At 41.7% G+C, this 21,628-nt stretch carries 17 protein-coding genes and 4 tRNA genes; 6 read left to right on the forward strand and 15 right to left on the reverse strand.

Features of this window, described 5'->3' with window-relative positions; all coding sequences use genetic code 11:
- A partial coding sequence (locus RBR61_RS09195) for a glutamate-5-semialdehyde dehydrogenase (RefSeq protein ID WP_320343784.1) occupies window positions 1-826 on the reverse strand: 826 nt, incomplete at its 3' end.
- A gap of 339 nt (window positions 827-1,165) precedes the next feature.
- On the opposite strand from RBR61_RS09195, the gene RBR61_RS09200 reads away from it, so the two are divergent.
- Window positions 1,166-1,930: a pyrroline-5-carboxylate reductase gene (locus RBR61_RS09200; protein WP_320343786.1), complete on the forward strand. Its 765-nt coding sequence runs from the start codon at window positions 1,166-1,168 to the stop codon at window positions 1,928-1,930.
- A 20-nt stretch (window positions 1,931-1,950) separates the two neighbouring features.
- The gene (locus RBR61_RS09205) at window positions 1,951-3,975 is read left to right on the forward strand and encodes an EAL domain-containing protein (RefSeq protein ID WP_320343788.1); all 2,025 of its coding nucleotides are present in this window, start codon (window positions 1,951-1,953) and stop codon (window positions 3,973-3,975) included.
- A 4-nt stretch (window positions 3,976-3,979) separates the two neighbouring features.
- On the opposite strand, the gene RBR61_RS09210 is transcribed toward RBR61_RS09205, so the two are convergent.
- The 9 genes from RBR61_RS09210 to RBR61_RS09250 form a co-directional block, all read right to left on the reverse strand.
- Complete coding sequence (locus RBR61_RS09210; RefSeq protein WP_320343790.1) at window positions 3,980-4,864, reverse strand: rhodanese-like domain-containing protein; 885 nt, start codon at window positions 4,862-4,864, stop codon at window positions 3,980-3,982.
- A gap of 155 nt (window positions 4,865-5,019) precedes the next feature.
- Complete coding sequence (gene thrC, locus RBR61_RS09215) at window positions 5,020-6,492, reverse strand: threonine synthase (protein ID WP_320343791.1); 1,473 nt, start codon at window positions 6,490-6,492, stop codon at window positions 5,020-5,022.
- 41 nt (window positions 6,493-6,533) lie between these two features.
- Window positions 6,534-6,956 carry a hypothetical protein gene (locus RBR61_RS09220; protein ID WP_320343792.1) on the reverse strand — a complete coding sequence of 141 codons (423 nt, stop codon included), beginning with the start codon at window positions 6,954-6,956 and terminating at the stop codon, window positions 6,534-6,536.
- A gap of 107 nt (window positions 6,957-7,063) precedes the next feature.
- On the reverse strand, window positions 7,064-8,287 hold the full coding sequence (locus tag RBR61_RS09225) for a peptidoglycan DD-metalloendopeptidase family protein (protein ID WP_320343794.1): 1,224 nt from the start codon (window positions 8,285-8,287) through the stop codon (window positions 7,064-7,066).
- On the reverse strand, window positions 8,284-9,096 hold the full coding sequence (locus RBR61_RS09230) for a cell division protein FtsX (protein ID WP_320343796.1): 813 nt from the start codon (window positions 9,094-9,096) through the stop codon (window positions 8,284-8,286). The genes RBR61_RS09225 and RBR61_RS09230 overlap by 4 nt, the downstream gene beginning before the upstream one ends.
- Window positions 9,083-9,754 (reverse strand): ABC transporter ATP-binding protein, encoded by a 672-nt coding sequence (locus tag RBR61_RS09235; protein ID WP_320343798.1) that lies wholly within the window; start codon window positions 9,752-9,754, stop codon window positions 9,083-9,085. The genes RBR61_RS09230 and RBR61_RS09235 overlap by 14 nt, the downstream gene beginning before the upstream one ends.
- Window positions 9,747-10,919 (reverse strand): tRNA (guanosine(46)-N7)-methyltransferase TrmB, encoded by a 1,173-nt coding sequence (gene trmB, locus RBR61_RS09240; protein WP_320343799.1) that lies wholly within the window; start codon window positions 10,917-10,919, stop codon window positions 9,747-9,749. The genes RBR61_RS09235 and trmB overlap by 8 nt, the downstream gene beginning before the upstream one ends.
- Window positions 10,920-10,930: 11 nt before the next feature.
- Entirely contained in the window at window positions 10,931-12,295 is a 1,365-nt protein-coding gene (locus RBR61_RS09245) for a hypothetical protein (protein ID WP_320343801.1), read from the reverse strand.
- Window positions 12,243-13,214 carry an RluA family pseudouridine synthase gene (locus RBR61_RS09250; RefSeq protein WP_320343802.1) on the reverse strand — a complete coding sequence of 324 codons (972 nt, stop codon included), beginning with the start codon at window positions 13,212-13,214 and terminating at the stop codon, window positions 12,243-12,245. The genes RBR61_RS09245 and RBR61_RS09250 overlap by 53 nt, the downstream gene beginning before the upstream one ends.
- 51 nt (window positions 13,215-13,265) lie before the next feature.
- Here RBR61_RS09250 and RBR61_RS09255 point away from each other — a divergent pair, with 51 nt between their 5' ends.
- Window positions 13,266-14,378, forward strand: coding sequence for an FtsW/RodA/SpoVE family cell cycle protein (locus tag RBR61_RS09255; RefSeq protein WP_320343804.1), 1,113 nt, complete (start codon window positions 13,266-13,268; stop codon window positions 14,376-14,378).
- Window positions 14,379-14,398: 20 nt separating this feature from the next.
- On the opposite strand, the gene RBR61_RS09260 is transcribed toward RBR61_RS09255, so the two are convergent.
- From RBR61_RS09260 to RBR61_RS09280, 5 genes are all read right to left on the reverse strand, one after another.
- Window positions 14,399-14,475 (reverse strand) — tRNA-Asp (locus RBR61_RS09260).
- 122 nt (window positions 14,476-14,597) lie between these two features.
- Window positions 14,598-14,673: transfer RNA gene (locus tag RBR61_RS09265), tRNA-Val, on the reverse strand.
- A gap of 8 nt (window positions 14,674-14,681) precedes the next feature.
- Window positions 14,682-14,758: transfer RNA gene (locus tag RBR61_RS09270), tRNA-Asp, on the reverse strand.
- 14 nt (window positions 14,759-14,772) lie between these two features.
- Window positions 14,773-14,848 (reverse strand) — tRNA-Lys (locus tag RBR61_RS09275).
- A 75-nt stretch (window positions 14,849-14,923) separates the two neighbouring features.
- Window positions 14,924-16,012, reverse strand: coding sequence for a CinA family protein (locus tag RBR61_RS09280; protein WP_320343806.1), 1,089 nt, complete (start codon window positions 16,010-16,012; stop codon window positions 14,924-14,926).
- A 122-nt stretch (window positions 16,013-16,134) separates the two neighbouring features.
- On the opposite strand from RBR61_RS09280, the gene ileS reads away from it, so the two are divergent.
- The 3 genes from ileS to RBR61_RS09295 all read left to right on the forward strand — a co-directional run.
- Window positions 16,135-18,894, forward strand: a complete 2,760-nt coding sequence (gene ileS / locus RBR61_RS09285; RefSeq protein WP_320343808.1) for an isoleucine--tRNA ligase — start codon at window positions 16,135-16,137, stop codon at window positions 18,892-18,894.
- Between the two features lie 248 nt (window positions 18,895-19,142).
- Window positions 19,143-20,993: an SLC13 family permease gene (locus tag RBR61_RS09290; RefSeq protein WP_320343810.1), complete on the forward strand. Its 1,851-nt coding sequence runs from the start codon at window positions 19,143-19,145 to the stop codon at window positions 20,991-20,993.
- Between the two features lie 253 nt (window positions 20,994-21,246).
- Window positions 21,247-21,628 (forward strand): hypothetical protein (locus RBR61_RS09295; RefSeq protein WP_320343813.1); only part of this gene is annotated, 382 nt, incomplete at its 3' end.

Genomic DNA, 21,628 nt, shown 5'->3' on the forward strand with positions numbered 1-21,628 from the left:
ACTCTACTTTTAAAAGAGGAAGAGCCTCTTTTGCAATAGCGCTGTCTACCAAAAGAGTCTCCATCGCATTACAGACTCCCGGTCTTTGCACTTTTGCGTTTATTGCGATCTTTATTGCATCATCCATGATCGCATCTTTGTCAATATATGTGTGACACTGTCCTTTGTCGTGCTTTACGACACTGACAGTCGCATTCTCGCTTACGTACTTTATAAGACCTGCACCTCCGCGGGGAATGATCAGGTCTACATATTTGTCCATCTTGATAAGTTTGGCAACACCCTCTCTTGAGGAGTCAGGGATAAGCGAGACAAGAGATTTCGGAAGCTTGTTCTTCTCTAAAACGCTCTGAAGTATCTTTGCGATGGCATTGTTCGAGTTCTCAGCCTCTTTACCGCCTTTTAGGACACATACGTTTGAGCTTTTAAAACACAGAGCCGCAGTATCGCTTGTTACGTTTGGACGAGATTCGTAGATTATTCCTATAACGCCGATAGGGATGGAGACCTTCTCTATCTTAAGACCGTCTTCTGTAACCCAGCCCTCAAGTACGCGCCCCACAGGCTCTTTCAGTGCCGCTATCTCCTCTATTGCCACCGCCATCGCGTCAATACGCTTCTCATCCAGATATAGTCTGTCCATCAAAGCGGATGAGAGCTCATTCTTCTTGCCTTCAGACATATCTTTTGCGTTTGCTTCGATAAGTTCCATAGTATTTGCTCTTAACGCATTAGCCATCTCTCTTAAAATTCTGTTCTTATCTGAGCCGCTTAGAGTGCTAAGCACCCTGCTTGCTTGTTTTGCCTCTGCTAAAAATTGCTCCATTTCTCTTCCTTTATTTTTAAATTTTATATGTTAATGCTATACTACCATAAAACAAAGACTTCTTGCAAAACCCGTAACACTCTCAGAGAGATCAAAAGTGGTGAGATTGTGCAAAACAAATTTTTATGCCTAGCCATAGCTAAGGATAAAACATTTTTTTGTGCAAGATTACTACTTTTCATCTCTCCCTACGGGCACTTAAAAGAGAGCTTTACTCTGCGTTAGATAACCTCCAGAGTAGCTACGGCTACGCTGAAGAACATCTGCCTTGATTAAAGCCCTCTTTTATAGTGCTGAGAGAATTAGGAGTTTTGCAAGAAGTCTAACAAAGGCACTTTTATGAAGACTATCACTTTCATCGGTAACGGAAATATGGCTCTTAGCATCGCAAAAGGACTAAAAGAGAGATATAAACTGGAAGTAATAGGAAGAGATCTAGAAAAGTTGAACAGATTTGAAGATGAAGTAGGCGTTAAAATAGAGAAGATATTGATGGACGATTCAGACATAGAGGGTAAGACGGTGATGCTATGCGTAAAGCCTGCAAATGTAGAGGAGATCGCAGCCAGAATAAAAGGCAGAGCAAAAGTGATCTACTCGGTTCTTGCTGGAACGACGGTGCAAAAAATAAAACAGAACCTCAATCCCTACGCCGTTGTAAGAAGTATGCCAAATCTTGCTGCAAGTGTAGGCAGATCTATGACAACGCTTACGGGAGACGACTCATACAAAGATGAGGCAAAAGAGCTTCTTGGAGCCATCGGCAGCACTCTTTGGCTTGCAAGCGAAAAGGAGCTTGATATTGCTACCGGACTTGCAGGAAGCGGTCCTGCATACCTTACACTTATAGCAGAAGCGCTGGCAGATGGAGCGGTAAAACAGGGAATGAAAAGAGCGGATGCGATGGCTACAATGCGCGGTCTTTTTGCAGGTTTTGGCGAACTTATACAAGAGATACATCCTGCACTCCTAAAAGACGGCGTTATGAGCCCCGGCGGGACGACTGCAGCAGGTTACGGCGCTCTTGAGGACGGAAACGTAAGAGCTGCTTGCATGAACGCGATCGAGCAGGCATACAAAAAAGCGATAGAATTATCAAAATAACAAAAAAGGCAGCATGACATATGCAAAAGTTTCAGAAAAATTGCAAAACTCTTTTTTCGGATCTACTAGAGAACTCAAATGATATGCTTTTCATATTTGACGTTCAATGTGAGAGTATAAAGATCATGTATGCCAACAAAGCGGCTGTTGAAACAAGCGGCTATACGCTTGATGAGATGAACGAGGTGGGGATCGAAAACTTTAGAAGACCAACAGAAGAGTCAAAAGAGTTTAAAGAGCATATAAAAGAGCTTAAAGAGAAGGGCTCTATGTTCGACTATGCAGTTCTTGTGACAAAAGACAAGAGAGAGATACCCGTAGAAGCAAACGTAAAAATAGTCAAAACAGAAGACTCCATATACAATATCGCCATAGTCAGAGACATCAGCGACAGAGCGGAGTACGAGAAGAGACTAAAAATAGAGCTTAATGAAAAAACAAAACTTCTACGAGAGAACAACTACATCTTAAAGAGCTATCAAGACGCCATTGATGCCAATTCAATCCTTACCATCTCGGATCCAAAAGGGATCATTACATACGCAAATGACAACTTCTGTAAGCTCTCCGGATACTCAAAAGAGGAAGTTCTTGGAAAACCGCACAATATAGTCCGCCACGAAGAGACGCCGAGTGAGGTTTTTAAAGACCTGTGGGATACGATTCGCAGTAAAAAGGTCTGGAGAGGAAGAATTAAAAACAGAAAGAAAAATTCGGACTACTACATTGTAGACACGGTTATCGCTCCGATACTGGACTCTGATTCAAATATAAAAGAGTACCTCTCCATAAGATATGACGTAACCCAGATAGTAAAAAAGCAAAAAAAGATTCAAGAGCTGGCTCATACGGACATACTCACAGGAACGAACAACAGACTAAGCCTTAACAAAACGCTTATATCATGCAAAAAAGAGAAGATCAACATAGCTCTCATCGACATAAACAGATTTCATGAGATAAACGATTTTTACGGTGAAAACATCGGTGACAAAGTTATTAAAAAGTTTGCAAAAAAGATACAGGAATCCCTTGATAAAGAGTATAAGATCTTCCATTTGCAAGGAGATGAGTTTATTATTTTAAATATCAGTTTGTCAAAAGAGAGCTTTACTAAGAGTATGTTAAAACTAAACAGTGCTCTTAGCAGCCAAGAGTTGACAATTGACAACAAAACGTTCAATATCGACACAACCTTGGCACTTTCGTTTGAAAAACCACACCATCTGCTCTCTACAGTAAGCCTTGCCAGCAGATATGCAAAACACAAAGGGCTGTCATATAACATATATACTCCGCAGACATCATTCGAGGATGAGTACAAATCAAATATAGAGTGGACCTACAAGATAAGAAAAGCTTTAAATGAAGACAGGTTTACTATATTTTTTCAGCCTATCATAGATACAAAAACAAAAGAGATCTTTAAATATGAGGCGCTTGTGAGAATGATAGATGAAGATGAAAAAATCATTTCGCCGTTTTTCTTTTTAGATAAAGCCAAAAAATCGAACCAATACACACAAATAACAAAAGTGGTAATAGAAAAAGCGATGCAAGCAGTAAATGAGAGAGGGATCAGCTGCGGTATAAATATAACACTCGAAGATATAGAGTCAGAAGAGACAAAAGAGCTCATTTTTAAGAGCCTACAAAAGTGCAAAACCCCGCAAAACATCTCATTTGAGCTTGTTGAATCCGAAGGAATAGAGAAGTTCGAAGAGGTGGATGAGTTTATAAAAAAAGTGAAATCATACGGCTGTTCACTCTCAATTGATGATTTTGGAACAGGCTACAGCAACTTTGAGTATCTTTTAAAGCTAAATGCCGACACGGTTAAGATCGACGGCTCTCTCATAAAAGATATAGACACCAATCAAGACAAGTACGATATCGTAAAGACTATCGTTATGTTCGCAAAGATCAAAAAACTCTCAGTCGTTGCAGAGTTCGTCAGCAGCGAGTCTATCTATAAAACGATAGACTCACTCGATATTGACTTCTGCCAAGGGTACTACTTCGGCGAACCGAAACCCTTGGAGTAGAACTCTACTTCTTAAACATCTCGTATCTGTACTTAGTCATTGGGGTGTCACTTGTGTTTCCCCACTCTTTCATGGAAGCGTCATAAAGCCTAACATGTTTATAGCCAAGAACTCCGCTAAGTACAAAATAGTTAAACGACGTCTCCAATCCTCCAGTACAGTAGACTAGAACCTCACTCTCTTTATCAAGATTATATCCGTCTCTAAATAGTGCTTCAAGTTTTTTGGCATCTTTTAACATATAGCTGTTATCTACCGAGTAGTTCCAAGAGTAGCTCATCGCTCCGCTTATATGCCCGTCTCTCTCAACTGTGTCTGTAGGAGTTATTCCAAGATATTTGTCAGCCGGTCTTGCATCTATCATCGGCAGCTTATGCAAGTTTTGCATAACGTATGCTTTGTCTGCAACAAGCTTGCTGTCTATTTTTACTTTATAGTCTGACTTTTTGACACCTGTAACCTGATCGCTTAGTTCATAACCACTCTCTCTCCAGCTACTCATCCCGCCGTTTAAGATAGCTACATTTTTTATGCCGTGATAATTAAGCGCCCAGTAGATATATGTGGTCTTCAAAAGATCCATCGGTGAAGATATATTGGCATAAAGTACTACTCTGCTCTTCTCATCAATTCCAAGCCTCTGTATCTCATCTTGAATCTCTTGACTTGATCTTACGAGCAGATAGCTCCCTTTTGATTCTCTCCACTTTCCTATTGAGCTATTTTGTGCATTTACAATATGCTCAGGCATATAATCATCAGCCTCTGATACATGAACGATTCTCAAATTTTTATCTGACAAATTTTTATTTAACCACTCGGCGTTTACAACAGGTTCCATGGCAAAGGCGCCCATAGAAAACAGTAACAGTACAATTAACTTTTTCATAAAAAATCCTTTTTTAAAATCTGTGTGTATTGTAGATGATTGAAGCTTAATGATAAGTGGTATCAATTTTGTAGTTATTTTATTTTGCTAAATAATCAGATTGAAGTTTTAAACCTGCACCCCTTTAAAAGATGCAGATATATTAGGGTGGCTCTTTAGAGAAACTTTAATATCTCTTTTTCTATATCCTCTTTTTCTATGACCGTGTTTTGAAGAATCTCTTTTGTAAAGAGCTCTTTTATCATATCGGGTATTTTCAGGTTTGCCTCTTTAGATATGGAGACAAGAGCTTTGAGGTCTTCGCCGTCTATCTCTCCTGTAAGGGCATTTGCGATGACCGGAGAGAATTTTGTCCACTCTGCAGTTGAGTACGCTATCGTTTTTATGCCATCTCTTGAGCATGTCTCGTAAGATTTCATACAAGTCGCCGTATGCGGGTCCATCAGGTAAGAGTTTTTGTAGAAGGTCTCTTTGATATACTTTTTACCTTCATCCCCGTTGCAGAAATCTGCATCAAAACTCTCTTGAAGATATGCAAGCTCCTCAGATGTCAACTCGTAAAAACTGTTCTCTTCAAGGCTCTGCATCAACTCTTTTGTTCTCTTGTAACCGAACATATCGTACAAGATTCTCTCAACGTTTGATGATTTGAGTATATCCATTGCAGGAGATGTCGTATTTACAACGTGAGAGTCTCTTAGATCATACTTTCCTGTTTTTATAAGCTTTGTTAAAACGTTATTCTCGTTTGAAGAGATGATGATCTTCTCTACAGGAAGCCCCATCTTCCACGCATAGTATGCACCCAGAGCATTTCCGAAATTTCCGCTTGGAACGTTCAGGTAAACCTTCTCGCCCATTGTTATGGCTCTTTGGCGGACAAGTTCCAAATAGCTGTGGATATGATAGATTATCTGAAAAATAATACGACCGAAGTTTACCGAGTTTGCGGCGGAGAGAAGTATATTTTTCTCTTTAAGCGCCTTTTTGAACTCTACTGAAGCCAGCAATCTTTTGAGCGCATTTTGCGCATCGTCAAAAACACCGTTAATGCCTATAACCTTCAGATTTTTTGCATCTTCGGTTACCATTTGAAGTCTCTGAACGTCACTTGTCCCGCCATTTGGGTAGAGACATGCGACCTGAACGTTTGCTCTGTTCTTGAATGTCTCTAAAGCCGCAGGACCTGTATCTCCGCTTGTTGCAGCAAGGATCAGATAGTGCTCTCCTCTTTTTTGCGCGATCGAAGAGAGTACTATGCCAAACGGCTGAAGAGCCATATCTTTAAATGCACGTGTCGGACCGTGGTAGAGCTCACTGATGTAGAGATCCTCTTTTACTTTTACTACGGGAACGGGATTCTTGGGATCGTCAAACTTGTCATAGAGATCCAACGCATCTTTGATAACGCCTCTCTCTATATCTATATCAAAATGCTCCAGCATGTCAAATGCCAGCTCTTTGTATGAAGAGTTAAGGTGTTTAGTTAAAAAACTCTCTCCGAGTTCAGGAAGAGTCTCTGGCACATAAAGACCGCCAAACGAAGCTATCGGGCTTAAGATCGCCTCTGAGAATGTAACACTTTTGGGGCTGTTTTCATCGCATCCGCGAGTTTGAATAAAGTTCATAATTTCACATACCTAAAATTTTTTTTGAAATTATACCTAAATTAATATCTATTGGGACGCTTGTTCTTTTTCTTGGGAGTTCTATCATACTTTAAAAAGGAGATAAATATAGCGATCAAGATCAAAGTAGCTACTATCTCATAGCCTATAAGCCAGACTATAAAAAAAGCGTTCATCTCCAGAAGCATAAAGTTATCGTAACTTCCGCCCGCTATAAAAAAGAAGAGGAAAATCGCTCCGGTTATGTATGGGACACTCAAGAAATAGAGAGTGTAAAATATCCCCTCATACCCTTCAACTACAAAAAGATGGTCGCTGAAATCGACTTTTTGCGAAGCGAACGACGGTATTGCCTGGAGTTCCTGCTTTTGAGAACGAGCCTGCTTATAACTCTTTTCTCTGACTAATTGATTATAGTACATCTGATTGTTTCTGTGGTTGTTTGGGTCTCTTTTAGTATCCATTGTCGGCTCTTTTCGCACCTAAGATCAAAATAATAATTCACTGTAGCAAATCAATATTTTATAACTAAACATAATAACAGAAATTATTTTTAAATCTGTTTAAATCTTTACTGAAAGAGCCTTACAGGGTTTATATGAAATGATTTTTGCGTAACTTCAAATATCAGTTCATCGTTTACGCGCCCTATCGTATAACCTTTTTTGATCTTTTTGCCTTTTTGGATATCTGGAGCTATTTGGGATAGGTTCGCGTATATTGTATGCAGGCCGTCATCATGCTCGACTATTACTATGTTGTCAAGAACCGGTGTCTTGTCGGCAAATATTACCTTGCCGTTAAAGACCGTTTTTACCTTTGCGTTCTTCTCGCTCGGCTGAAGCGATATTGACTCGTTAAATACTTTTATACCGTAGATCGGGTCGGTGTATGTTCCATACTCTTTTGTGATCTTGTAAGGTTCAAACGGCGGAATAGTCTTTTTGCCGGTATAATTTTTTGTCTTGGCCGCCTGATAGCTGCTTCCGTGGTTTTTAACCTTTGGCAGATCGCTCTGGCTTACAATATCTTTTGCATCAAAAGCCTCTTTTCTTGCAGCCTCTTCCTGCGCCTTTTTTATCTCGTCTATCTTTATAATATTTAACTGCGAGAGAGTTTTTTTCAGCATGTCCTGCTTGTTAAAGATCTCTTGTAGCCTCTTTTTATAAGATGCCTTTGCAAGCTCAAGTTTTTTAAGCGAAGCTTCATTCTCTCTTTGGGTACGTAAGAGCTCTTTTCTTTTATCATCGATATTTTTTATGGCAGCTTCCAGCGAGCTGACCTTGGAGTTTAGAACTTCAATGTTCTTTGAGTTGTTGTAAAACTTTTCGTTAAGCTCTTTTATCTTCTCTTTTGCCGCCTGCAGCATAAGCTCCAAGACTTCGTACTCCATCATAGACTCAGCACTTGCACTATACTCCTCTTCAAGTATAATGGAGAGCGAGACGCTTTGAGCTATGGTAAAGACCAGCTCCTCTTCAAGTTCCTGAGTCTCTTTTTGCAGATTCTGCTGGGAATGTTTGAGCGCTTCAAGCTCTTTTGAATTCTCACCGTAACTCCCCTCTTTCTCTAAGAGCTCCTCTTTCAACTGCTTTAGACGCTCCTGCTGCCCAGAGATCTCTTTTCTCTGCTTAATGATAGCCTGAGCGGTTTCGTTCATCTTTTTGTTTATCTCTTGCTGCGTTTTTGCATAAGAGCTTATTTCTGAACTTGTCTTTGCTATTTTTGCATCGACACTAGTCTTTGCTTCTAGGTAGAGGTATGCCAATGAAAAAAGTAAAAGTAAACGGATCATGCCTCTTCTTTATGCCCCAAAACTATTAAGGAGGCAAGCAGGATAGATATGGACATAGCGACTCCCAAGATAAGCATAAAATCATCAACCTGATCAAATATGACTATGCTTATCCCAATATTGTTAAGCTGCTCTAAGACCAGCGGTGAGGATGAGAGATACATAAAGACCCCAAAAGCAAGAAAACTTGCAATTAGCGCATCCACGATAGCAAGCCTGAACAGCACCGCCGAACGAAGCCACAAAGCTGCGCCGAATAGCCCCATAATGCTCATTCTCTCATTATGTTTATACTGCCATATCCTAAGCTCTTTGATTATCAGTAAAACAGTTACCACAAGCACTACAACGGCAAAGAGTGCCACAACGTTCTTAAAGAGCATGAGAAGTTTGTAGGTAGTATCGTGCGTATGCGAAAAATCTTCCACTTTTTTTATTGAACTGTTTTTAAGCAGGTCGCTTCTTAGCTCTTTTACCTCGGCAGGAGTCGGATAACGGGTTAAGCTCAGTTTATAAAATTTAGGCAGAGTCAGTTTTAAGAGCTCGACATTTGAACTCTTCATATCACTGCTGAGCCTCTCTATTACAGAGTCAGGCGAGAGCTCTTTGGCATCTGCGATCATGCTGTTTATTGCCAATATTTCGCTGTTTTGAAGCTCTTTCTTGCTGACTGCTATAACGGAGTAGTTCTTTGCAAGATTAACTTTATACGCCTCTATGGAGCGTTCGGCTATAAGATAAGCCTGCATTGAAAAAAGTATGCTTAGCAGCGCTATTACGAGTGAGAAGTGATTTTTAACAGACTTCATGAATGCTCCCATACTCTATATGAAAATGTTTGTAGTCTACATTAAGCGTTTTTGGAATGTTATGCGTCACGACGATAACTGTAGTGTTGAGCTGAGTGTTCGCACCCTCCAAGAGGTTCCAGATAAGCTGTGAAGAGTACTCATCAAGGTTACCCGTAGGCTCATCCGCCAAGATCAAAACAGGATTATGCGCAAGCGCTCTTGCCATTGCGACTCTCTGCTGCTCTCCACCGCTTAGCTCTAATGGAAACTTGCCCGATTGGTGGTTAAGTCTTACATGTTTTAGAAGCTTGTCCACCTGATTGTTTGCAACGCTCTTTACGTAGCCGTTGATAAGAAGCGGGAGCATAATATTCTTGTCAATCGTCCACTCTTTAACAAGCTTGTAGTCTTGAAATACTATCCCGATGTGGCGTCTTAAAAAATTTAGTCTTGAGCGAGATACGCCTCTAAGTTCGACTCCTCCTACTATAAGAGAGCCGTTTTTTGGCTTCAGCGCTCCGTAAAGCGATTTCAGAAGCGTTGACTTGCCGCTTCCGCTAGCCCCTGTTATAAATACAAAATTTCCAGAGTCAATTGAAAAATTGACCTTGTTGATAATTGTCTCACTGCTAGAGTATGCCAGGGAGAGATCTTTGGCTACTATAACTTTATCCATGAAGCACCTTATTTAAAAATTGATGTGCGATCAGATTGCTTTTTGATCTTAGAGGAAGCGCAGGATAGTAGTGAGCTTCTTTGCCTCTGATAACTACGTAAAGATGTTCGGGCTTGTCAAAGCTCCCCATCGAGATGCGCACCATTGCGCCGTCTTTTAGGCTGTATGTTCTCTCAAAATGTATAAATCCGCCATCGAACTTTTGCACTTTTTTATGAAGCTCTAAAATCTCTTGGCTTGAGAGGTTTACATCAAGCAGGTCAAAATTCCCCTCCAGCTCCAACTCCGGCGACTCTTCATCATTTATCATGATCAGATCATAGATGTTCTTCTCCATCTTTCTCCATCTGTCCTCGTACTTGCTCGTTACCGCAATATCTCTGTTTTTATTTATATGAAGCGTAGTTCTGTTAAATGCAATAAAGGTCTCGTATGAGTAGGCGTAGTAGTTCTCGCTGTCTGTACGAAGCTCAAGCGTTCCGCCGACTTTGAGTATGCGTCTTGCCTCCTCTATAAAAGTAGTGGAGATAACTCTTCTGTGAGGTTTTTTATCCCACGGAACCGGAAAATGGACATATATCTTACCCACTATGTTTGAAGGGACAAGCTCCATAAAAAGCCTTGCGTCGTAACTAAGAAGAAGAATATTGTCAAGCTTTTTAATGGCTATCTGTTTTAAAACCTGCTCAATTGATGGATGGTGTATCTCAATGCCGATAAAAAGCACTTCTGGATTGCTTATGGCCTGGTGCAGAAGATGTCGCCCCGAGCCGAAACCCACCTCTATCCTTATCTCCTTCTCTTTTGGAAAATTCTCGGCAAAGTAGCTTATATCTTTTAGAGCCGTTACTTCCTGAAGATGGATATTTTTTTGATTTTGCGGCACATTGGAAGAGAGCACCTCTAAAGAGGCCTTTTTTGCGTATGTTAAAAGCGCTTTGTGGACATTGTATATAGAAGCTGGTTTTGTAAGCTTGTCTACTTTTAGAAGATTTCTCCCCTCCTCCTCTTTTAAGAGCAAAAAGAAGTCGTCGTCTTCCACAGTAACGGAAATAAGCTTCTCCTCTTTGTGATTAGCATTATCTGCTATAAAATTGAAAGAGACTCCATCACTAACTGATGGAAACTCTATCTCCTTAAACTCTTTTATATGTAGATGCGGCATTCATTCTCGTTTTAATTAAAATCTTGTACTGGTACTATTATGTCTTGTTTTTCTTCTGCTATGTTCTCATAACTGTTCTGAGAAGGGATCTTCTCTTTGGAGTTTATTGAGTTTATGATCGTTTTTTCTTCGATCTTAAGCTCTATCTCGATGCTCGGCTCTGATTTTATGCCGTTTACATCGACCGAGAATACTCTGTAGTAGTAAGTTTTGCCGGCTTCTATCTCCGAGTCTATGAACTGCGAGCCTTTGATGTTTTCAAAATCTTCGATAGAGCTCTCTATAAGGCTTTTCTTGTATCTTTTTTGTACGCTGTAGCTCTTAACTCTTTCATCGGAATTGTTCCATGAGAGAACCACTTTGCCCTCAATAAGCTTTGCCTCCACCATCGATGGCGTGCTTGGTTTGTTCAGAGTCTTTCCGAGAGCCGAGTGGTTGCTATGAACGCTCTCGAGCTTATCTTTGTCAAAAACGCTCACTCTGTAGAAGTACTCTTTTCCATCCTCTTCTACCAGATCTACATATGAGTTGTTTTTGGTATCTATTACCATGTTGTAGCTTCCATTGATGGCAGAAGATCTGTAGACTCTGTATACCAGAAAATCGGGAGTCTCACTCTTCTCCCACTTTATCTCTATTCTTCTTGGAAGGTCTGTTGAAGCAGTAATACGCGTTATCTCTTTTGGAAGCTCTTTTGTAACTACCTTTACCTCTTGGCTAGGGTTTGATAGAAGGTTGTCAAAAGTGAGCGCGCGAATACGATACTTGTATGTAAAGTTATCTTTTAGGTTTTTGTCTATGTACTCTGCATTAAGTCTTCCCTCTACGGTCGCTATATCTTTCCAGCTGTCCTCTTCAAGTGTTTTTCTTTGAATGATGTAGGACTTTACCTTTTGATTGACATGCGGTCTCCAGATGATCTTCGCACTTCTTGGCATGCTCTCGATACTGTGTATCCAGCTCACGGACTCCAAAGGAGGAAGAGACGCAATTGTTGTCACATCGCTCTTTCTTGATTCAGCTTTTTCGCTAAATGTCTTAAAGTAGTAGCCGTACTTTGAGCTTGCTTTTATGTTGGTGTCGAGATAGTGTGTAGCAAAACGGTTCTCAACCGTATCATAGTACTCGTTTTGGTTCTCTTTGACATCATCAAGGTTTATTTTGTAGATATAAATACCCTGTACACGAGGATCTTCTATACGTTCCCACTCAAGCGCTATGGCATTAATATCAACAATAGTTCCATTTTTTGTAAGCTTTACCGTTGGCAGAGATTCATCTATGACCGCATCTTTTTTCGGCGTAGGCTTTATGGCACAACCGCTAAGAATCAGCAGAGAAGCCGTGCATAATGTAACTAGTGTCCATAACTTCATTTATTTGCTCCGTGTTGAATTTTCTGTTTATGTAGTCCATCATCTGTGCATCAGGCAGCACTGAGAACGTGACTCGCTCTTTACTCGTAGGATGAGTAAAGTATATTATGTACGCATGTAGCAAAATGCGTTCCGATTTCTCTTGTTTTGGGCTTTGTGCATAGATATGGTCGCCGATGATATGACGGTTCATGCTCTCGAGATGAACACGTATCTGATGTGTTCTCCCTGTAGAAAGCTTGCATGCGACAAGCTGGTTTTTTTCATCTTTGCTAAGTGCCAGATTTTTAAAGAGCGTCTTTGCATATTTGCCATGCTCAAGACAGGCCATCTTCAGCCTGTTGTGAACACTTCTGGCAATAGGAAGCTCTATCTCCGTAATATCCTCTTTAAGAGGTGGATTGATGACTGCAAGATAATATCTTCCCATGCTTTTATCCTGAAGCTGCTCAGACAAAAACTCGTGTGAAGCATTGTTCTTTGCTATAACCATAGTTCCGCTTGTCCCTTTATCGAGTCTGTGAACTATACCGTGGCGCTCCTCTCCGCTTATTGTGGAGAGCCTAATGCCCTTATGCTTAAGCCAATCGACCAGAGTAGCCTCTCTCACGCTTGGTGCAGGATGAACGGTAAGACCGCTTGGCTTGTTTATGACCAGAACGTCATCATCTTCGTAAAGTATCTCTACATTGAAATCAATATCAAGCGCCTCTTTTACTTCTGGTTCGGGAAAAGTGACCTTGACTACCTGGTTCTCTTTGAGTTTTACGCCGCTTCGAGAGACCAACTTGCCGTCTACCTCCACACACTCTTTTTTGATCAAGTTTGCTATTTGTGAGCGGCTCTGCCCTATGTGGGAGGTCAAAAACGTGTCAAGACGCTCAGGACCTGTGCAAACATAACTCTGTGTATTATTCATATATTATTAACCTTTATGATACAATTTCTAAAATTTTATGGAGTTTCAAATTTGTGGAGAATTGATAAGCGTATTTTAGCACAATTTGATTTTTTTTCTATTATCCTCATAATTCCGCTTGTAATCACCTCCCACTGGCTCATTGATGAAGTCGTTCCCGCTCTTGCACAAAAACAGATGGCATACGTCGGTATCTCCGTATTGGTCTTTTTGGGTGTATTTTTACTCCCTATCCGAAGGATGAGCTGGGTTATCCCGCTCGTATACTGGATAAATATAGCGCTTCTTTTGGCGGTCGAGTTTTTCGGTCATGCAAGGCTTGGAGCGCAGAGATGGATAGAGATACCGTTTATCAATGCCACCATTCAGCCCTCAGAGTTCGTAAAACCTGCGCTTATTTTAATGCTTGCATATCTTATTCATAAAAATCCTCCCCAAATAGAGGGTTACAAAATAAAAGAGTTTCTAAAGATAAGTTTCTACATACTGCTTCCGTTTATACTTATCGCAAAAGAGCCGGATCTGGGCACTGCCCTTGTTCTTCTGCTTATAGGCTACGGCATACTTTTTTTTGTTGGAGTCCACTGGAAGATATGGGCTGTTATTGTAGGAGCAATTCTTCTGCTTTCTCCTATCGCCTACAAATTTCTGCTGCATGATTATCAAAAAACAAGGATCAAGGATTTCCTAAGTGAAAAACCCTCATACCATGTCCAGCAGTCTATTATCGCAATAGGCTCGGGAGGATTTACGGGAAAGTCCAAAGATGAAGCGACACAGACACAGATGCGCTTTCTGCCGATATCCACGAGTGACTTTATATTTGCTTTTCTTGTTGAGAGAAGCGGATTTTTGGGAGCTCTGGGGATTATTCTTATATATGTGATGCTTATTTTGCATCTCTTTAGTCTTAGCATCTTTTACAACGACTACTATATAAAGGTTGTCACAATAGGAATCTCGTTTATGATCTTTATCTACATGGGTGTGAATATCTCAATGACCATAGGTTATGCACCTGTCGTTGGTGTTCCTCTGCCTATGTTTAGTTACGGGGGAAGCAGTTTTCTAAACTTTATAATTCTGTTTGCGATAATGCAGAATCTTATTACGTTCAGATATAAAGATATGTATGACGGACGTGGGACAAAGAGCTTTTTATAAGTGATTTTTTAAAAAGGTAGTGGCGCGGTGGACGGGACTCGAACCCGCGACCCCCTGCGTGACAGGCAGGTATTCTAACCAACTGAACTACCACCGCGCATTGAAGAGTTGTTTCTAAAAGAGTTTTTAAAAACTTGTTTTTTGTATTAGACAAGGCAAATTTTAATGAAGCATAGTGAACTATGCGAATTGAAATTTAACGCAGTATAATCAAAAAAATGGTGGGCACTACTGGACTCGAACCAGTGACATCTACCTTGTAAGGGTAGCGCTCTACCAACTGAGCTAAGCGCCCTAAAAAAGTGGCGCGGTGGACGGGACTCGAACCCGCGACCCCCTGCGTGACAGGCAGGTATTCTAACCAACTGAACTACCACCGCTTTTTTAGTATATATGGTGTCCTGTGATGGATTCGAACCATCGGCCACATCATTAAAAGTGACGTGCTCTACCAGCTGAGCTAACAAGACATTTTCCTCTATTTGTTAAGAGGTCGAAATTATAGGCAAATAGGTTTTAATTGTCAAGATAAAAAGAGATAAATTTTAAAAAAACATCTCTTTGTCTATTAATAGCAACATCTTGATTGCATAAAGGACACTTTGGTGCTGAATATAGTTTCTGTCTCCGTTTAAATTCAAACGGCTCTCTTGATGTTTTGTTTTAGTTCTTATGCCGACATAGACGGTTCCTACGGGTTTATATTTTGTTCCGCCGCTATCGCCCGCAACCCCGCTTATGGATATGGAGTAGTCGGCTTCACTGACACTCAGCGCACCCTCGCTCATCTCCGCTACGACCTCACTGCTAACCGCGCCGTACTCTTCAAGCGTTTTTATATTTACGCCAAGCCAGCTCTCTTTGATCCTGTTTGCGTATGTGACCAAGGAGCCTTCTACTATTTTTGACGCACCGTTGTTCTTTGTGAAGTAGTAGCTCAGAAGCCCGCCGGTGCAGCTCTCTGCAAAAGTGATCTTTTTATTGTTGGATGAGAGTCTTTCTATAATGTAAGTGATTATATTGGTCGCGGCGATTATTCTATTTGGCAGAAGCTGCTTTGCAGAGCCTATAAATTTGGATATATTTCCATACTTCTTGCTTCTTATCTCAATTCTCAGCCATCCCTCTATAAGGTTTACTATATCAATTTTTAGATCATACATCTGTGCAATAGGAGCGAGCATCGCTACCGCGCTCTCCCTATCCTCTTCAAAAAGGTGGATGGTCGCGCTTGACTCTTCAAAATCAAATAATATCTCTGGAAGTTTTTGCATCTCATCCACGTGCATAACGTTTGTAACGGAGTTTTTGTACTCCAAGAGGTAGCTTCCCTCTTCAAATATGCAACTGTTTGAGGGTATAAGCATCTCATCTTTTAGTATCTGGTTATCGCTTGTTACGGTACAGAGCAGTTTTCCAACCGTAGAGAAGTGCTGTTTTGAAGTAACTATAATGTATCTGTTTGCTTGGTGAAGCTCTTTTTCAAGGTATAAAAAAAGTGAATTATCGCTCTCTTTAAAAAAAGTTATCGAGTCTATAAAATCTGTTTTTTGCTCAATTTTTCTGATTATATACTCTCTTAGAGGAGTGTTGTATATAAATTTATTGCCGATTAACAAAAGATGGAGTTTCATCGCGTAAATAGCCTTTTTGCAAAAATAATTCCCTCCATTATAACACTGTTTTTGCGATTTAAAGTAGCTTTTAAAGGCTTCAAGGATATAATGCAAAAATTTTTACACGATTTGGGACATACATGGATTACAAAGATACGCTACTTTTACCGACTACTAAATTTGAGATGAGAGGCAATCTTATCAACAACGAACCAAAAAGATACGCTTCTTGGGATGAGAAGAGAGTATACGAGAAGATGAAAGCCAACCGCAAAGATGCTAAAAGTTTTACTCTTCACGACGGTCCTCCATACGCAAACGGCAATACGCACATCGGTCATGCACTCAACAAGATCTTAAAAGATATAATCATAAAACATAACTATTTTAACGGCAGATCGGTGCGTTTTACTCCGGGCTGGGATTGTCACGGTCTTCCGATCGAGCAGCAGGTAGAGAAAAAAGTAGGCGGCAAACAGAAAAAAGAGCTTCTTGGTGCTGCAAAAGTAAGAGAACTTTGCCGTGCCCATGCGTCTGAGTTTGTCGATATCCAAAGAGAAGAGTTTAAAAAGCTGGGCATCATCGCCGACTGGGAAAACCCATATGTCACGATGGACTACAAGTTTGAAGCAAACATCTACCGCACACTTTGCAACGTTGCAAAAAAAGGACTTCTAATCGAGAGAAGCAAGCCCGTGTTCTGGTCATGGGCTGAGAGAACCGCTCTTGCAGAAGCCGAAGTCGAGTATGAGGACAAAGAGGATTACTCGATCTTTATCGCATTTGAACTTGAGCCTGAGGCAAAAGCAAAACTCTCTATAGACTCAAAAGCGGCTCTTGTCATCTGGACGACAACTCCATGGACGATACCTGCAAACACGGGGATATCGCTCAATCCTGAAGAGGAGTACGTTTTAACGACAACTGGTTACATCGTTGCCAAAAAACTTCTTGAGTCACTAAAAGAGCAAGGCATCTTAAGCGGCGAAGTTGCTAAGACTTTTCATGCAAAAGAGTTTGAGAATCTTCTCGCACTCAATCCGCTAAACGGCAGAACTTCCCGCGTAGTTTTAGGAGAGCATGTTCTGGTTGAAAACGGTACAGGGTGTGTCCACACGGCTCCGGGACACGGTGAGGACGACTACCGCATAGGTCTTGTTTATGACCTTGAAGTCGTTATGCCTGTAGATGAGACTGGATGCTATGACAATACTATTATTAGAGACAGCCTTATCCCGAATGCAGAGGAGTTTGTGGGGCGTCATATCTTCAAAGCAAACGAGGACCTTATAGAGCTTATGGGCAGTAGCGTTATACACGTCTCAAAGTTTAAACACTCATACCCGCACTGTTGGAGAAGCCACACGCCTTTAATTTTCAGAGCTACAAAACAGTGGTTTATCAGCGTAGACGGCACTCCAAAAGATGAAGATAAGACACTGAGACAAATCGCTCTTGATGAAGTGGAGAAGACTCTTTTTTACCCTCAAAGCGGTAAGAACAGGCTAAAGTCTATGGTCGAGAACCGTCCGGACTGGTGTATCTCACGCCAGAGAGACTGGGGTGTTCCGATAGCATTTTTCAGAGTAAAAGAAACGGGCGAAGTCCTTCTTGATGAGAAGGTATTGAACTTTACGGCGATGGTATTTGAGATGCACGGAAGCGATGCATGGTACTCTATGCCGACAGAGCAGCTGCTCTACCCGGGTGCCGGGTACAGCGCGGACGAACTTGAAAAAGTAACTGACATCTTAGATGTCTGGTTTGACAGCGGCTCAACTTGGTACTCAGTTCTAAAATCACGCAACTATGACGCAGGCGAGTTTCAGGCAGACCTCTACGTTGAGGGAAGCGATCAGCACCGCGGCTGGTTCCAGTCATCTATGTTCTTGAGTGCGGCGGTAGAACATAAGGCGCCATACAAAGGAGTCCTTACTCACGGTTTCACGGTTGATGAAAAGGGCGAGAAGATGTCTAAGTCAAAAGGCAACGTTGTCGCACCCGAGAAGGTCTTAAAAGAGTACGGAAGCGAAATTTTACGTCTTTGGGTTGCTTCAAGCGACTATCAGGGAGACCTCAAGATCTCTGATGGCATCCTAAAACAGACGGCGGAGAACTACCGTAAACTGAGAAATACTTTTAGAATTATGCTTGCAAACATAAACGACCTAAAAGCGATAACTCCTTATGAGGAGATGGGCGAGCTTGACAAGTGGATACTCGGCGAAGCAAAAGAGGTATTTGACGCGGTTCACAAATCATTCAGTGGCTATAACTTCGTTCACGGTATGAGCCTTCTTAATAACTTTATCGTAAACGAGTTAAGCGGAATCTACATCGACATCACAAAAGATTCTCTCTACTGTGACGGCAAAGATGACGCGAAGAGAAACGCAAGCCAGAGCGCGATGGCTATCATTGTCAAGTCGCTTCTTGGGCTGATCGCACCAATACTTACTTATACGGCGGACGAGATCGTAGAGAACGCTCCTGCGATCATCAAAGGCGACAAAGAGGACATCTTTGATTTTGTATATGAGAGCATAGAAGACGTAAGATCTGAGTTCAATGTTGATTATATGTTTGCTGCAAGAGAGAGTTTTTACGAGAAAGTAGATGCTCTTAAAAAAGAGAAAGTCATAAAAAACACTCTTGAACTTGTACTCTACACAGAGTCGCAAAGTGTTCTTAAGATGGACAAAACAGAGGCTGAGGACTGGTTCGTGGTCTCTGGTGTAATTGAGGGCGAGACATCTGCAGAGCTTGGAACATTTATTGTAGAGGGCGATACGTTCATCATAGCAAAAGCCACAAAAGCAAAATGCCCAAGATGCTGGAAATACCAGTCAGAGAATGAAGAGAGCACTTGCCCTAGATGTTCAAAGGTTTTAAATGCCTAATTTCTCTGAACCTGTAACTTTTACATTTATTGCAGCTACCGTAGCTGTGATATTTGTCATGGTTGGCATCGGAATAGCCCTCGTCAAACTGGGAAAAAAATCTACAAACCCAAATAATCAATAGCTATATCATTAATATTTTTTTATAAGATAATGTTTTTATTCAGCCTATATATGCTACAGTAATTCCTATATGAATAGTTGTCTGCTCGCATAACAAGCGGACAACAGGGGCACGGACCAAATATATGACGACTGAGCAACTACTGATATTGGCGATTCTGGCTGTTACGATGGCAATGTTTCTGTGGGGCCGTTGGCGTCACGATATGGTTGGTGCTACTGCACTGCTGGCGTGTGTAGTTGTTGGACTTGTACCGCCGTTAGAAGCGTTTGCGGGATTTGGTCATCCTGCCGTTATTACCGTTGCCTGTGTATTGGTGCTAAGCCGCGCTCTGCAGATTTCAGGTGTGGTGGATGCACTGACTCGTACAGTCTTGCCATCGCAAGCGGGAGTAATGCTGAGCATGACATCGCTGATCGGGCTTGGAGCGGTGCTCTCTGGCTTTATGAACAACATCGGAGCGATGGCACTGTTAATGCCTGTAGCGCTACAGATGGCGAAGCGTTTGAACCTAACTCCAGGCCAGACACTTATGCCGCTGGCTTTTGGTACTATCCTCGGTGGCATGACAACGATGATCGGCACACCTCCAAATATGATCGTCGCCGGTTTTCGTGCCGAGACTGCCTCAGAGGGCTTCTCTATGTTCGACTTCACACAGGTTGGAGTTGTCGTTGCCGTGGCAGGATTGGCCTTTATTATCTTGCTGGGTCAACGCCTTATTCCCGCACGCAAGCAAACCGGAGTCGAAGGGTTCGAATCAGGAGCCTATATCACCGAAGCACGTGTAGTTGACGAGAGCAAAGCAGTAGGCATGACCCTGCATGAAATCGAAGCGGCACTTGATGAGAACGACACACAAGTCATCGGTATGGTTCGTAACGATGTCCGCCTTAGTGTACCAAACCAGTGGCGCAAAATAGTTGCAGGGGACATACTCATACTAGAGGCAGAGGCTGAAACCCTTGCCGATGCCCTCTCCACACTTGGGCTTAAGCTCGAAGAAGCCGTACAGCCTGCAGAAAAAGAAGAAACAGAAAAAGAAGAAACAGAGAATATCGACAAAGATGAGGGCGAGGAAGAGACTCAAGAGGAGAAAGAAGATACCGCGACCTCAGATGAGATCGTATTGAGGGAACTTGCCGTTCTGCCAGATTCCTACCTTATCGGACGCTCAGCTAGCAACATTCAGCTGCGAACACGCTACAGCCTGAACCTGCTTGCCCTCTCACGTCGTGGTCAACTCTCCATCAGACGCCTGCGCACAGCCCGCATTGAAGCCGGCGATCTGCTGCTGATGCAGGGCTCGCCTGAAGCGGTCTCGGAATTTGCCTCCGACTACAGCTGTGTACCACTGGCACAACGCGATCTGCGCATCCCCGACAAGAGCAAGATATGGAAAGCAGGCATAATCATGGCGATGGCTGTTGGTGTCGCTGCTCTGGGTCTGTTACCGGCGTCAATATCGTTTGCCATGGGCGTACTGGCATCTATGGCACTTCGGACAGTACCGCTGCGCGATGTCTATGAGTCCATAGACTGGCCGGTAATAGTGTTGCTTTCAACCCTCATTCCTGTGGCTGGTGCAATGGAGTCTACCGGCACCGCCGATCTTATCGCACGCTTGATCATCGAAAAAGTCGCCTACGGCAATGCCGTGATCGGTCTGACACTAATTCTTGTTATTACCATGTTCCTCTCCGATATGATGAACAACGCCGCCACCGCAGCGGTAATGTGCCCCATCTCCATCGGTACGGCGAGCGCACTTGGTGTCAATGCCGACTCTTTTTTAATGGCAGTGGCGATCGGCGCCTCATGTGCATTCCTCACCCCTGTCGGCCACCAGAACAATACGCTTATACTTGGTCCGGGCGGCTTTAGGTTTGGTGACTACTGGAAGCTTGGGCTGCCGCTGGAGATTCTTATTGTTGTTATAAGTATTCCAATGTTGCTAGTTGTGTGGCCGCTGTGATTGAGCGCAGAATTAAAAACAAAGTCTAAAAATCCAGAGTAGGACTTTAACTCTAAAAAGTAGAGATTCACTCTCAGGCTTCATCTTTTTACTTCCATTTTCAACTCCTCACTTAAGCTACATCATGTATGTTATGTATTTTTTTTAATAATTAACACACATTTGATATGTAAGTTATTTTTATTTTTTTAAGTTAATATCTATATAATGTGTTTGAATAAATAGTTAGCGTACAATACATAAGGGGAATGATTTGTCAAACACAAAAGAAGAAGTAAAAGAAGAAATCGATTATCAATCTTTTTCAGATTTTTTAGAAAGCACTCCACCTAACCAACTTATTTACATTTCTAATTTAGTTAAAGTTTCTGGTCCGAGTTTTGCATTAGAGTATGAAATAAAAAAACCTGAAATACAATTACATTGTGAAGATGAACGTTGTAATGGCATACGTTTTTTTAGATGTGTAACATCCAATCCTATTGAAATTGGTATGACTGGTTATCGCTTTTTTTATCTAACTTATCGTTGTTCAAATTGTCAAAAAACAGAGAAAACATTTTCTATTGCTGCTAAAGTTATTGATGAAGGAGAAGAAAAAGGTGAGTGTTATAAATTTGGTGAATTGCCAACCT

The sequence above is a fragment of the Sulfurimonas sp. genome (assembly GCF_034005705.1).
GTDB lineage: Bacteria > Campylobacterota > Campylobacteria > Campylobacterales > Sulfurimonadaceae > Sulfurimonas.

Excerpts from the sequence above, each read along its gene's own strand:
- RBR61_RS09200 (WP_320343786.1), top strand. The coding sequence starts at position 1,166 with ATGAAGACTATCACTTTCATCGGTAACGGAAATATGGCTCTTAGCATC.
- RBR61_RS09205 (WP_320343788.1), top strand. The coding sequence starts at position 1,951 with ATGCAAAAGTTTCAGAAAAATTGCAAAACTCTTTTTTCGGATCTACTA.
- RBR61_RS09210 (WP_320343790.1), bottom strand. The coding sequence starts at position 4,864 with ATGAAAAAGTTAATTGTACTGTTACTGTTTTCTATGGGCGCCTTTGCC.
- thrC (WP_320343791.1), bottom strand. The coding sequence starts at position 6,492 with ATGAACTTTATTCAAACTCGCGGATGCGATGAAAACAGCCCCAAAAGT.
- RBR61_RS09220 (WP_320343792.1), bottom strand. The coding sequence starts at position 6,956 with ATGGATACTAAAAGAGACCCAAACAACCACAGAAACAATCAGATGTAC.
- RBR61_RS09225 (WP_320343794.1), bottom strand. The coding sequence starts at position 8,287 with ATGATCCGTTTACTTTTACTTTTTTCATTGGCATACCTCTACCTAGAA.
- RBR61_RS09230 (WP_320343796.1), bottom strand. The coding sequence starts at position 9,096 with ATGAAGTCTGTTAAAAATCACTTCTCACTCGTAATAGCGCTGCTAAGC.
- RBR61_RS09235 (WP_320343798.1), bottom strand. The coding sequence starts at position 9,754 with ATGGATAAAGTTATAGTAGCCAAAGATCTCTCCCTGGCATACTCTAGC.
- trmB (WP_320343799.1), bottom strand. The coding sequence starts at position 10,919 with ATGCCGCATCTACATATAAAAGAGTTTAAGGAGATAGAGTTTCCATCA.
- RBR61_RS09245 (WP_320343801.1), bottom strand. The coding sequence starts at position 12,295 with ATGAAGTTATGGACACTAGTTACATTATGCACGGCTTCTCTGCTGATT.
- RBR61_RS09250 (WP_320343802.1), bottom strand. The coding sequence starts at position 13,214 with ATGAATAATACACAGAGTTATGTTTGCACAGGTCCTGAGCGTCTTGAC.
- RBR61_RS09280 (WP_320343806.1), bottom strand. The coding sequence starts at position 16,012 with ATGAAACTCCATCTTTTGTTAATCGGCAATAAATTTATATACAACACT.
- ileS (WP_320343808.1), top strand. The coding sequence starts at position 16,135 with ATGGATTACAAAGATACGCTACTTTTACCGACTACTAAATTTGAGATG.
- RBR61_RS09290 (WP_320343810.1), top strand. The coding sequence starts at position 19,143 with ATGACGACTGAGCAACTACTGATATTGGCGATTCTGGCTGTTACGATG.